Below are 13194 nucleotides of genomic sequence, written 5' to 3' on the forward strand. Positions count from 1 at the left end.
ATTAGCAAGCAATAAAAACCGCTCATTCAATCCGATTAAATGAGCGGTTTTTATTTAGCTTGAGGACTTAGGCAATCTGTTTGTTTCGCTTGGCCGCCTCAGCTCGTACCGCAGGAATAATATAACGACCATAGTCCACAGTATCGTAAATTGGATCATAACCACGATTTAAAAAGGTGGTGACGCCCAGATCTACATAATCAAGTAATGCGGCAATAATCGTATCAGGCGTTCCGACAAGGGCGGTGGTATCACCATAGGCCCCAACTGCGCTTGCAGTTGGCATCCATAAGGCTCGGTCATGGCGATCACCTTGTTGTGCTGCTGCCAGTAACCGTTGTGAACCTACGCCTTTAATTTTATGTCCCGAAAGTGAGCCATTATTTTGGAAGGTTGGATTTTGCTGAATATCAGCTAAAATTTGTTGTGCTCGTTGCCATGCGAGTTGTTCTGTTGGCCCAATAATAAGACGTACTGATAAACTGACCTGCGGCTGGGGTTTATTGGCTGCTTCTGCTGCCTTTTTAAGTTTATTTATCTGCTCTTTCACGCCCGCTAAGGGCTCACCCCAAAGCGAATAAAGATCTGCATGACGCACTGCGATATCGTAGGCAATATCCGAAGAACCACCGAATGAAATCGGAATAGAAGTTCCATTGACCGGTTTTAAAGGGCAGAAAGCATTTTCCAGTTTAAAGTATTTGCCTTCATAGTGAATCGGTTGCTCACTTTTCCAAAGCTTTTGGATGATATCTAGATATTCACCCGTGCGTTCATAACGTTGAATTTTATCAACAATATAATCACCTTCTTGCGGTTCAGCGGTAATTCCCGTAATGGCATGTAAACGAATGCGTCCTCCGCCAGTGGTATGGTCCAGTGTGGCAAAGGAACGTGCAGCCAGATTAGGCGTCATCAGCGCAGGGCGATGTGCAATCATAAATCCAAGTCGTTCAGTCTGTTGTGCCAGATAAGCTGCGATTTGGGTACTATCAGGGCTACTTGGTCCATTGGCGATTAAAACTTTATCAAAACCTGCATATTCATGTGCACGAGCATGATAACGTAAATATTCGAGATCAATTTTATGACCAATTCGGGTTCCTTTGGTTTCAGACCATTGATTTGGAAAAACCATACCCACAAACTCTATGCTCATCATTTAACCTATGCTGTAAATTTTAAATAAAAGAGCAAAATAGGTGCCAAATAGTGAGGGGAGATAAAATATATAATTTTTTCAAAAATATTATTGTAATCTGTTTATATATGATCAATTGACAGACATATTGTTTAAAAAGCAACATTGCATAAAAATAGAAATACATTGATTATAAATGCATAAGCAAAAACGCCTATTAAATCATTCAATATATAAATTTAGGATTAAATATCTGTAATTATTATTTATCAGCTTTGTAATAGAATTGTACTATTCTATTTTAATATCCTCCTCAGCTATTTAAAGGGTTAATTATGAAATCCTATTTGGATAATGATTATAAAGTAATTACCTTGCCTGATAATGGTGTGCCAATTAAGCCAATAAGAGCAAAAGCGATTATATTTTCTGATCAAAACTCTCGTAAGCTATTAAGCCAAGTTGAAACCATTGCACCAAGTTCTGCCAGTGTGATCATCCAAGGTGAATCAGGTACAGGTAAAGAATTAATCGCACGTGAAATTCATTTGAAAAGTGATCGCCAAAATAAGCCATTTCTTGCTGTCAATTGTGGTGCTTTAGTTGAAACACTTGCAGAATCTGAATTGTTTGGTTATGAAGCAGGCGCATTTACGGGTGCGCATAAGACACGCCCTGGTATTTTTGAAACAGCCGACGGCGGAACTTTGTTCTTGGATGAAGTGGGTGAGTTGCCGTTGTCTTTGCAAGTAAAACTGTTACGTGTATTGCAAGAAAAGGAAGTTGTTCGGGTCGGTGGACGTAAACCGATCCCGATTAATGTACGCATCTTGTCTGGTACACATGTTGATTTGCGTAAAGCTGTCGCGGAAAATAAATTCCGTTTAGATTTATACTATCGCCTAAATGTGGTTGTGCTAAATATTTTACCATTGCGAGAGCGTAAGGGTGACATTTTGCCTTTGGTGGATTTTTTCTTAAACTCCTATTCGCAAAAGATGATTACGCCGAAACCCAACATCAGTGATCGCGCCAGAAATGCGCTGCTCAACTATAGTTGGCCGGGAAATATCCGTGAGCTTGAAAATAATATCCATTATGCACTGCTCATCAGTGGTGGCAAAACCATTGATATTGAACATTTAAGGTTTTCAGAGGAGGGTGGCTCAAGCGTTTTACCAGATAATGATTTGATTCAAGAGTTTGAGGATGTACTCAAGCGTTTATTTCAAGAATATGATGGTGAAGCATGGCACATCATTGAAGATAAAATCGTCAATACCGCTTTTTCAAGTTGCTGGAATAATCAGGTTAAGACTGCAAAAATGTTAGGACTGTCGCGCAATGTTTTACGTAATTTGTTATCAAGATATAATTTATTACCAAATAAAAATGAAATTGTTTAATTGGGCTGTGCAATAGAAACATCCATTTTACCCATGGATGTTTTATTTTGGGCTGGTCATTTTTGTGATCCATAAACCCAGTTCAAACAAAAGCCACATTGGTACTGCCAGTGCAAGCATGCTAAAAATATCAGGGGGTGTAATAAACATTGCGATAAAGAAAAATAAAACAATGATGTGTTTACGGTAATGTTCCAATTGTTGAATAGAAAGAATACCAATAAAAATAAGAATGTATGTGAGTACAGGGATTTGAAAGGCGACACCAAAAGCCAGAAAAAGCTTGAGACAGAAATCAAGATAACTGTTGATATCAGTCATCGGTAAAACATTATCTGGTGAAGCTAAGACAAAGAAGTTTAACGCCAAAGGCAGAATCAAATAATAGGCAAATAAGATGCCAAGATAAAATAAACCGATGCTGGAGAGCACAAGCGCCACGCCAAATTTTCTTTCACTTTGATATAGAGCAGGTGCAATAAAGCGCCAGAATTGATAAAGAATAAAGGGAATCGCCAATAAAATTGCAAAATAAATATTGAGTTTAAAGGGCGCTAAAAATGTACTCATCACATCTGTAGCTATCATGGTTGAATTTTTAGGCAATCGGGATATTAAGGGTTGAGCCAAAAAATGATAATTGTGTTGTGCAAGGGGCAATAAGAGTAAAAAAATAGTTAAGACTGTAGCAATGCTATAGATCAAACGCTTTCTAAGCTCTTTTAAATGTTCTCTATATTTCATTTCAGTGAGTGTTTCACTGAGTATTTGTTCGGTCATGCAGCTTGATCCTCACGCAAGATATTGGATGATGTTGTGTAAATTAAAAAGGGTACTTTTAATTCACGCGCAGAGATTTGATAAACATAATCATGTGTGGGATAAGGGGGCGCTTGATGTGCTATAGCAACAGCGCTATGTACACTTTGGATTTCGTGTTGCATTTGTGCAAGCTGCTGTTTGAGCAGCTCTTCGTTTTGTTTTATTTTGAGCAGCTCTTCTTGCATGATCCTTTTTAGTTCAAGCAATTCCAGTTCATTTTCTAACTCTAGCTGGATTTTGTTAAGGTTATTTTTAAGGGCTCTGTATTTAAGTAATCCCACCCTTAATGTTTGAGGGAGCTTTTCAGGTCCCAATATAATCAGTGCAATAACAGCAAAAGCCAAGAGTTCACCAAAACTGATATTGAACATAATGATTTAGTACTCACCGGTTAGTGTTTTTTTCTTTATTTAAATCGAGATGATGAATTTCTTTAGGCTGATTTGATTCAGACAGTTTTTGATCATCAGAATGAACCGAGTCTTTAAAATCTTTAATTGCACCACCTAAATCCTTACCTAAGTTTTTAAGTTTTGATGTACCAAATAATAAAATAACGATCACGGCAAATAATAATATATGCCAAATTGATAAACCCATTTCATATTTCCTTAATAATTTAAAACTAGTTGGTATACATATCATGCTTGAATATATTTTCTAAATAATATTTATATCGATGAATATTCGATTTCATTATGCGCTATGGTCCAGCATATTGAGTGCTTGATTACGATAGTTAAATAATAATTCGCTGTCTTTATGTCTTGGATGGGTCAAAGGAACTTGAATGATTTGTTTAATTTTTCCTGGTCGAGCAGACATTACGATCACGCGATCACCCAGATAAACCGCTTCTTCTATATCATGTGTAACTAGAATCATGGTGATCTTTTGATCTTGCCAAATACGTTGTAATTCAGTTTGCAGATGGCTACGTGTAATTGCATCTAAAGCACCAAAGGGTTCATCTAAAAGTAAAATATCAGGCTGATTAACCAAGCCTCGTGCAATCGCTACCCGCTGCGCCATACCACCCGATAGCTCATGTGGATAAGCATTTTCAAAACCTTTTAAACCCACCATTGTAAGATGTTCTGCCACACGGGCATTTTTTTCAGCACGGCTTAAGTCGGTTTCTTCGAGTGCTAAATGAATATTTTCGGAAACACTGAGCCAAGGCAATAGACGATGCTCCTGAAAAATTAAACCTCGTTTTAGATCTGTCCCTTGTATTGGTGTTTGATTCAGTAAAATCTCACCTTGATAGTCTTTATCTAATCCTGCAATTAAGCGCAACAAGGTCGATTTACCACAGCCACTGCTTCCGACAATAGAAATAAATTCTCCTTGCTGAATATCGAGATGAATACCATCTAATACGGTGAAAGTTTGTTGATCTCGATAAAATGATTTATTGAGTTTTTTAATCGAGAGTAAGGAAAAGCTCATATCAATATCCTGATGAGATGGATGATTCAGTTAAACACGCCATTGCAGTAGTCGTTTAGAAATCAAGTGAATACAAAGCGTCATGCCAATACCGCTGAGTGTGACCGTGATTGCACACACCAACAAAATATCCATTTCGGCATTGATTTCAGCTTTCATCATTAAATTGCCTAAGCCTGCACCAGCATTGAATAACAGTTCACTGGCAGTTGTGGTAATCCATGTAAAAGGCACCGCTAAATTCAACCCCGTTAAAATATATGGGAGAGCTTGAGGGAAACGGATTTTTTTAAATTCCTGCCAAAAAGATAATTTGTAAATACGAGCGACTTCACTGTATTTCTGGTCATAATGACTTAGCCCTTGAAAGCTGTTAATCACCATCGGGAAAAAAGAAGCAAGCGCAATAATAAAGATTTTTGCCTGCTCACCATTGCCAAACCACAGTGCAATCAATGGGGTTAAACCAAGTAAGGGTACTTGGCGAATGCTATTAAATAATGGTGAAACCAAGGCATTTAAAATTTTTGAATAGGCAAGTAAGGCACCGAGTAGTAGCCCTGTTGTCGAGCCAAGTAAAAATCCCAATCCAGCTTTTTTAAGACTTCCCCATGTGTTTAACCATAATTCACCTGTTTCAAGCAGCTGAATAAAAGCAAAATACACCTTCTGTAAAGGCACAAATGCATAGGCATGACTGGCACCTAAACTTGAATTGTATTGCCATAAAGCCAGTAAAAGGAACGGGAGCAGTAGACCTTTGATCAAGATCAATGGTTGCGCAAAAGCACTTTTTAAGTTCAGTGGATGCTGTGACATTATTTCCCCCTTGAACTCAATGCAGGTGATACAAGATATTGTTCGAGCTGACGTAAAGTTTTATCTAAAGCAAAACCAATGATTCCTGTAATAAAAACTCCGACCATGACAACGTCTAAACGTAACATTTGTCGTCCGAGCTCCATCATTTGACCAATGCCAGTGCCTGCAGCAAGTAATTCAACGGCCACCAAAATCAACCAAGCACGACCTAGAGCAATCCGCAGTCCACCGATTAATGGTGGGAGGATGCAAGGGATGATGATGTATCTCAACCATGCTGGAGTTTTTAGTTTGTAGATCTGGCCCAATTCAATATATTTTTTAGGAATATTTCGAACAGCATCCGCTGTTGTGAGTGCGATTGGAAAAAAACAGGCTTTAATAATCAGTAAAATTTTAAATAGTTCACCAATGCCAAAAACCAAAATAAAAATAGGAATAAGCACAAAGATTGGAATTTGATAAAGGATATTGAACAAAATATAGGTGTAATGACGGAAAGAGCTGAGTGATGCATAGGCAATGCCAAACAAAATCGCACAGGTGGCCGCAAGTGAAAAACCCATCAGCAGTCGAGAAAGGCTATCTTTTAAATGCAGTTGGAGTTCACCACTTTGCAACAAGGCAAGAAATGTCTGCCATACCGTTATAGGTGGCACTAAAATTTGGGTTGGAAAAATCTGTAAATAGCTAATCAATTGCCAAACCAGTAACGCCAAGATGGGTGAAAGGAATGAGAGCAAGCGATAGACCTGCTCAGAAGACAATCGCCTCCATAATGGTGCTTTGATCGCCACGATTTTTTTTTCGATAAGCGGATTTACGAGGATTTTCATGACCTAGTTTCCTTGCTTATGTTGAATATCAAGTGGTTGTAAATTTTGAATGGCTTCACTGGTAAACTGAGCATTGAGCAACTCTTCAGCTTTGATTGGCGTTTGAATCAATTGGTTTTTTACAGCATGGTCGATGACTTTTGCATAATGCTGTTTAAGAAAATCCACTTGGTACTCAGGTGACCAATCTTGTTGCCAGTTACTGCTGGTATTTTGACTTTCGCGTTGAATCACACTTAGAGGCTGACCAAATTTGGTTTGGCTTTGTTGGAATTCATCTTGATGCTGTGAAATCCACTGTATTGCCCGTACTGTCGCATCAGCAAGTAGTTGGGTTGTGTCTGGATGTTGATCCAGATAAGTCTTGCGTCCCCAGAGTTCAGCACGCATTTTCCAGTCAGCGGGTAGACTTTGCGATGACCAAATAATTTTGCCAAGATGGCGATCTTGTAAAGTGAGCGCATCACTTAAGGTAAAAAATGCATCGACGCTTTTAGCGGATAAAGCCGCAGCTCCCGCCTGTGGATTGAGATTGATGATTTGAAAATCTTTAAGCTTTAAACCTTTGCTCTGTATCAATTGAGCAAAATTAATTTCCCAAGGACGACCACGATGTAAGGCAATCTTTTTACCTTTGAGGTCCTCAATGGTTTTGATGGGTGAATCCGCTGGAACCACCAAATAAACATTATTACCGACTCCGCCAGGGACGACAATTTGTGTTCTAACACCAGTGGCATTGAGTACTACCGCAGGAAGATTGCCATAAAAAGCAAAATCAATTTTATTGTTGATAAAGCTTTCATTGACTAAGGTGGCCACAGCCGCAGTGGTTACAGGTTCCCACTTTAATTCAATATTTTTCTGCTTTAATGCTTTTAGAAAAATGGGGTCCTGTGCAATAAGTTGTGGTACACCAATAAAGTCCAGACCGCCAGAAGTTCCATTGGCCACAACCGCAATACGAAGCTGTTGTTGACCGGTTTTACTTTGGTTTGGATCTTCGGTTTTTTGTACGCCACAAGCAACCAATCCTAAAAGGCTAAAACTTAAAAAAAGACCAGAAAAAATACGCATATCATCATAAAAATTTAGAAATATAAGGGGATAGAGCAAGAACCAAGCCAAAATAATTATTTTATATAAATCAATTTATTATGTTTTTATGATTGGTGTTATTTGGGTGGATCAAACAGGTTATGTTGTGAAACCGACAGTATTGGATGGATAAGTGTTGAAATTTCAACACCATGTTTAGCTGGGTTTTTATAATATTTAGATAAAACAACAATATAGATGAATTCATTATTGAATAAAAAACGGCATGGTTTCTGCTCATGAGTTGTATCACTCACGATAGCGTGTAAAACCTTTAAATTATTGAGAAGTATTATGTCTGTTGAATTTTTATGGAGAATCCCTGTGCATGGGGATGGTCGTCGAGCACATCAGTTACATACACGAGGTGAATGGAACCAGTTGGGCCCAGCAGTACAATCCCCTCAACGTGTGGCACCTCAACATCAAGATGAATTGTTTGCCTACTATGATTATGTACAACAGGTAGCAAAAGCCGCAGATATCGTGGGTTTTCACGGCGCATTGATTCCTGCTTTTCCACATACTGAAGAACCGTGGGTGCTGGCATCGGCATTGGCAAGAGAAACCAAAAGACTCCGACTATTGATTGCGATTCAACCTTGGTTTATCCATCCTGCATACGCAAGCCAAATGGCAGCAAGTTTGCAGCGTCTCAGTCAGGGACGGGTTGAATGGAACGTGATTTCAGGTGGCGGTGGGGCACAGCAACGTGCCTATGGTGATTTTATTGAACATGATCAGCGCTATGCGCGAACCAATGAATTTTTAGAGTTTGTAAAAGGGTATTCGCATCAGGCACCTTTTGACTATGATGGAAAGTTTTTCCACGTTGAACAAGGTGGTTTGAAATACCCGATGAATCAATATGACGTTCCTCGTTTGTGGTTAGCGGGAGCAAGTCCAGCGGCACTGCAAGTTGCAGGTCGGCATGCCGATATCCACTTAACCTGGGGGGAACCTGTTGAACAGCAGAAAAAAGTGATTGAACAGGCGCGATCCTTCCTTGCACAAAATACCCCAGACCATAAGCTAAAGTTTGGTATGCGTATTGATATTTTGGCACGCCCCACACAGGAACAAGCGTTTCAAGAGCTTAAACAGATGTATGAAACCATTGCTATTGATGGCAATGCATTTGAACGTAAAGATACTGAGTCGGTTGGTGCAAAACGTCAGCAGGCCTTAGCACAAGGCAATCGTTTTGAAGACTTATTTGTCAGTCCAAATGTTTGGGCTGGTATGTCAAATGTAAGGGGTGGGCCAAACTGTATTTTAGTGGGGAGCTATGAACAAGTGGCACAGCGCTTACAAGAATATATCGACATTGGTGTTGGGCATTTTATTCTCGCCAGTAACCCACATTTGGAAGAAGCATATCGGGTTGCTGAAGAAGTCTTACCCTTGGTTGGATATAAATTAAAATAATAAGTTTAGATCCCTTTGAGATATCAGAGGGATCTTGTTGTTTCAACAGCATAGAACTGTCTTAAAACCAACAGCTTTGCTGACAAATCGAAGAGTGTTTTTAATTAAATTTATAAAAATTAGTAGCTTATATTGTTGGCATGACTTGTGCAATTTTCAATACAGTATTTTATTTTTTAGTTTAAATTGCCATGAGTGAACGAATATTTAATCCCCATCAGCGGGCGTTGCTATTTGAGCAATATGCATCTGCTTCAACTGCAACTGGCATATCAGACCCATTTACACGACATCATTTGGATGTGAGTCAATCACCTCCAGCAAAATTGAATAAATTGTGGATCGCGATCATTGCGGTTGCTGCAGCACATTTGGGTATTTGGTATATCGCAAAACAATTACCGACACCAGCTTTGGACATTGCAAAGCCAGAACCCGTGGTGATTGAAATTGTCAAACCAGTGGAACCACCTAAAGTCATTGAACCTAAAATTCCACCAGTGACACAAAAACCCAAAATTCCGCCTGTGGTCGAAAAACCAAAACCGATTGCGAAACCTATCGAACAGCCGAAACCTGTTCAAAAAACTGTGGAGCAAGCCAAACCGATTGTAAAACCCATTGCGCAAGACACAGTTCAAAAAACTGAGGAACCTGTTGTAAGCAAAAAACTGAGCGCTGAACCTGCTCCAAAAACAGCAGAACCAGTGAAGCCTGCTGATGACAATTTACCTGTGACAGAAGCCAAGGGTTATGCAGGTTATCTAAGCAACCCCGCAGCAGAGTACCCAGAACAGGCCTTAGAACGTGGTTGGGAAGGCTCGGTGATTTTAAGGGTCAAAGTATTGCCAAACGGTAGCCCAGATAGCGTAACAGTCAAACAAAGTAGCGGCAAAAAACTTTTAGACAGCGCGGCTGTAAGAACAGTAAAGCAATGGAAATTTTCACCGGCCTTAAAAGGTAAAACACCTGTCGAAGGTTGGGTTGATGTTCCAATTCATTATCAATTACCGAAATAAACTATTTTAAATTAAGAGGATATCTACATGACAGACATAAATTCATTGATCCATGACGGCACAATCTGGTTATTGGTTGCTTTCTCCATCGTCACATGGGTGTTAATCGTGGTTAAAGTGGTACAGACACAGAAAGCCAGCAAGCAAAGTAAGATCTTTGTCGAAGCCTTTTGGAAAGCCAAAAATTTGCCTGAGGCAGTGACTCAATCACAACAGGGGGAAGGCCCTTCAGCCCGTGTTGCAAATGCAGGTTTTCAAACCTTGATTGAGGCAGATGAAAGGACTCATCAAGATTTGCAAAACAGTTGGAGTCGTCAGGATTTATTAGAGCGTCATTTACGCAAGCAAATTTTAACTGAACGTCGTCAATTGGAAAAAGGTTCTGCATTATTGGCTTCGATTGGCAATAACGCACCGTTCATTGGACTATTTGGAACAGTGTTTGGGATTATTCATGCTTTACAGGCCATTGCACATTCAGGTAATGCAAGTATGGATGTGGTTGCAGGGCCAATTGGTGAGGCCTTGATTGCCACAGGTATTGGTATTGCTGTGGCGGTACCCGCTGTGTTGGCTTATAACTATTTCATACGTAAAGTTAAAACCATCGGTGCAGACCTCGATGATTTTGCCACTGATTTTGTCAGTTTAAATCAAAAAGCGGGCTTTCAGTTACCTGTCGCTAAGCCAAAAAATACCACTGGAAATACTGTAGTCAATCATGATGCATCCAGTAAAGAAGTCAAAGAAAAAGGAGTGTTTGCATAATGGCCGTTTCAACCTCCCAAGAAGATGATGTGGTAAGTGAAATTAACATTACGCCATTGGTTGATGTGATGCTGGTTTTACTCATCGTGTTTATCGTTACAGCACCCCTGTTAACCAATACCGTGAAAGTAAATTTACCCAAGGCTGCACCGACGCAGTCAACGGATCAGAATAAAGCGGTTGTCATTAGTGTTAATCCGCAAGGAGAAATCTTCCTTGACAAGGATAAAGTAACTTTGGCAAGTTTTGAAAAAGAGATTCAGTCACGTAAAAACAGTAACCCTAAATTGGCTTTGAATTTAAATGCCGATGAGACCATTCCTTATGGGACAGTTGCAAAATTACTTGCCAGTATTGAGCGAGTAGGGGTAGAAAAATTATCCGTGATTACCGTACCCAAGTAGTCTTTGGATGCTGAATGAAATAGCTGCTACGGCAGCTTTTTAGTGCCTAAAAATATGATAGTTAAAATAAAAACAGCGTTCAAATTTTATTGCTTTGTATAAACATGATTTATATAAGCCTGATTTTTATAAACTGAATGTGTCTAAAATGAATGTGTTATTCACGATTTTGATCAGCAACATTAAGGTCGTTGTGTTGGGCAGTAATAGTCGGGATGCATCATCAGAGCCCCATAGTGGATTGACTTTTCGTCCTTGAAAAGTCAGAAGATCGCTGACTACAGCAGATGCTTGCTGGTGTTAAGGCTCTGCAAATTTTATTTTAGGCTTGATTGTTCCATAATTTCTCAAAACGCCACGTTGGGAAAATAGTGTGTTCTGCCGCTAATCCTCCGATCTGTTTCGATGCAGCATCTATGCTATGGCTAAAACCCCAAATCAGCATTCCACCGCGTTCATGTTGAATTTTTTGTGCCTGAGCCAAATACACTTTACGCTTGGCTAAATCGGGTTCAGCCAGTGCTTTATAAAACAGCTCACTATATTCTGGGTCTTTAAAGTTGACACGATTGGTTGTTGAAATTGGCGCATCATTCACTACAGCAGTGGATAAATACGGTGTACCCACGTTGGTTGCATTACTGGAGAATTGCCATTTACTCCGATCAGGTCCATTAAAGGTAGCTAAATCAACTTGTTTGACCCGAATACTGACATTGGCTTTCTTTGCTTGTTCTGCAAATATTAGGGCAGGTTGGGCGTTGCCAACGGGGGTAATCAGTTCAACGCTTAAGCCATTTTTAAAGCCCGCTTGAGCCAATAAATTCTTGGCTTCCGTAATGTTTTGTTGACGTTGTGGCAAATTTAGAAATGCTGGATCCTGTGGCGAATATAAATCATTGGCGATGCGTCCCTGACCGTTTAAACCCCGTTGTATCAGCTCTTGACGATCGGCGATTAAACGAAATGCTTGGCGGACTTTGGGATCATTAAATGGTGCCTGTTGAGTATTAAAGTCAAAACTATTGTGGGTATTGGTTTGAGAACGAACCGTTTGAATATGTTTTGCTTGCTCTAAAATTTTAATGTATTCAGGTGAAATCGCATTTGCAAGATCAATTTGTCCTGCCAATAATGCATTTAGTCGAGAAACTTGATCTTTAAAGTCAATGACTTCAAAACGATCTGCATAAGGCCGATCTGCTTTAAAATAGTTTTCAAACCGAGTAAAGACTGAACGTTGACCGGGGATAAATTCTTTGACTTTATAAGGACCTGCGCCCACAGGGTTATGAATGGGATCAAAATCAGTGGGGACAATACCGCCAAAATTGACCCAAGTTTCAGGCAGCGCCACAAAGCCAGCAATTGAACTAATAAAAGGGATGCGTACTGTATATTGATCTAATTTTTGAATACGATCACGATCAATCCATTGCACAAGATTTCGAAAAGGTGAGGCAAGCTTTGGATCTGTTAAGCGTTGCAATGAAAAAATGACATCCTCTGCGCTGACGGTTTTACCATGATGAAACTCTAAACCTTTACGCAGTCGTATGGTCCATTCGCTGGCATTATGATTAGGTTCTGCAAATTCAGCCAAAGCAAGACGAGGAAGCATGTTTTCGTCCCATTCCCAGAGCTTATTATAAATCGCAAATCCACGGGTAATCCCACTTCCTGATGTTGAAAGGTGAGGGTCAAGGCTACCTGATTGTTGTCCACCAATCAGCCCTAATCGAATTGTTCCACCATGCTTAGGGGTACTGGAAAGTGAACTTTGGGAGTCAGCGCTAGGTTGTGGAGATTGTCCACAAGCAGATAAACCACTGATTAAAGAAACGCCACCGAGCGCAGTAAGACTCTGGGTTAAAAATTTTCGACGTGAGAGTAACAAGGTTTCATGTGTCATTAAAAATACTCAGTTAGAACGTATCCAGAGGAGATTGCACAATGAATGCCAATTCTTTTTTATATTTTTCTAATATTTATCAATTA

Annotated in this window: 14 protein-coding genes; 5 read left to right on the forward strand and 9 right to left on the reverse strand. The window is 39.7% G+C overall.

From position 1 onward, the window contains the following. Positions 1-67: 67 nt before the first annotated feature. On the reverse strand, positions 68-1159 hold the full coding sequence (locus tag PYV58_RS04900; protein WP_004717504.1) for an LLM class flavin-dependent oxidoreductase: 1092 nt from the start codon (positions 1157-1159) through the stop codon (positions 68-70). Positions 1160-1476: 317 nt separating this feature from the next. Between PYV58_RS04900 and PYV58_RS04905 the strand changes: the two genes are divergently transcribed. Further along, on the forward strand, positions 1477-2547 hold the full coding sequence (locus PYV58_RS04905) for a sigma-54 dependent transcriptional regulator (protein WP_004717502.1): 1071 nt from the start codon (positions 1477-1479) through the stop codon (positions 2545-2547). Positions 2548-2589: 42 nt separating this feature from the next. Here the strand turns inward: PYV58_RS04905 and tatC are convergent, their stop codons facing one another. The 7 genes from tatC to PYV58_RS04940 all read right to left on the reverse strand — a co-directional run bounded on the left by tatC (position 2590) and on the right by PYV58_RS04940 (position 7556). Continuing rightward, on the reverse strand, positions 2590-3327 hold the full coding sequence (gene tatC, locus PYV58_RS04910; RefSeq protein ID WP_034610671.1) for a twin-arginine translocase subunit TatC: 738 nt from the start codon (positions 3325-3327) through the stop codon (positions 2590-2592). Continuing rightward, positions 3324-3740 (reverse strand): Sec-independent protein translocase protein TatB, encoded by a 417-nt coding sequence (gene tatB / locus PYV58_RS04915; protein WP_004823389.1) that lies wholly within the window; start codon positions 3738-3740, stop codon positions 3324-3326. Before tatB ends, tatC begins: the two co-directional genes overlap by 4 nt. Before the next feature lie 13 nt (positions 3741-3753). After that, complete coding sequence (locus tag PYV58_RS04920; protein WP_034610676.1) at positions 3754-3969, reverse strand: Sec-independent protein translocase subunit TatA; 216 nt, start codon at positions 3967-3969, stop codon at positions 3754-3756. A gap of 96 nt (positions 3970-4065) precedes the next feature. After that, on the reverse strand, positions 4066-4821 hold the full coding sequence (locus tag PYV58_RS04925) for an ABC transporter ATP-binding protein (RefSeq protein WP_034610681.1): 756 nt from the start codon (positions 4819-4821) through the stop codon (positions 4066-4068). A 30-nt stretch (positions 4822-4851) separates the two neighbouring features. After that, the gene (locus PYV58_RS04930) at positions 4852-5640 is read right to left on the reverse strand and encodes an ABC transporter permease (RefSeq protein WP_004823385.1); all 789 of its coding nucleotides are present in this window, start codon (positions 5638-5640) and stop codon (positions 4852-4854) included. Further along, complete coding sequence (locus PYV58_RS04935; RefSeq protein WP_004823383.1) at positions 5640-6479, reverse strand: ABC transporter permease; 840 nt, start codon at positions 6477-6479, stop codon at positions 5640-5642. The genes PYV58_RS04930 and PYV58_RS04935 overlap by 1 nt, the downstream gene beginning before the upstream one ends. A 3-nt stretch (positions 6480-6482) precedes the next feature. Continuing rightward, positions 6483-7556 (reverse strand): ABC transporter substrate-binding protein, encoded by a 1074-nt coding sequence (locus PYV58_RS04940; RefSeq protein WP_034610685.1) that lies wholly within the window; start codon positions 7554-7556, stop codon positions 6483-6485. 315 nt (positions 7557-7871) lie between these two features. Between PYV58_RS04940 and PYV58_RS04945 the strand changes: the two genes are divergently transcribed. The 4 genes from PYV58_RS04945 to PYV58_RS04960 all read left to right on the forward strand — a co-directional run bounded on the left by PYV58_RS04945 (position 7872) and on the right by PYV58_RS04960 (position 11196). Next, entirely contained in the window at positions 7872-9005 is a 1134-nt protein-coding gene (locus tag PYV58_RS04945; RefSeq protein ID WP_034610689.1) for an LLM class flavin-dependent oxidoreductase, read from the forward strand. A 191-nt stretch (positions 9006-9196) separates the two neighbouring features. Further along, complete coding sequence (locus tag PYV58_RS04950) at positions 9197-10024, forward strand: energy transducer TonB (RefSeq protein WP_004823380.1); 828 nt, start codon at positions 9197-9199, stop codon at positions 10022-10024. Between the two features lie 27 nt (positions 10025-10051). Continuing rightward, on the forward strand, positions 10052-10792 hold the full coding sequence (locus tag PYV58_RS04955) for a MotA/TolQ/ExbB proton channel family protein (RefSeq protein ID WP_034610694.1): 741 nt from the start codon (positions 10052-10054) through the stop codon (positions 10790-10792). Next, on the forward strand, positions 10792-11196 hold the full coding sequence (locus tag PYV58_RS04960) for a biopolymer transporter ExbD (RefSeq protein ID WP_004717481.1): 405 nt from the start codon (positions 10792-10794) through the stop codon (positions 11194-11196). Before PYV58_RS04955 ends, PYV58_RS04960 begins: the two co-directional genes overlap by 1 nt. 322 nt (positions 11197-11518) lie before the next feature. Here the strand turns inward: PYV58_RS04960 and PYV58_RS04965 are convergent, their stop codons facing one another. Then, complete coding sequence (locus PYV58_RS04965) at positions 11519-13108, reverse strand: ABC transporter substrate-binding protein (protein WP_034610698.1); 1590 nt, start codon at positions 13106-13108, stop codon at positions 11519-11521. Positions 13109-13194 lie beyond the last annotated feature (86 nt).

Source organism: Acinetobacter sp. TAC-1, from assembly GCF_029025845.1.
Classification (GTDB): domain Bacteria; phylum Pseudomonadota; class Gammaproteobacteria; order Pseudomonadales; family Moraxellaceae; genus Acinetobacter; species Acinetobacter guillouiae.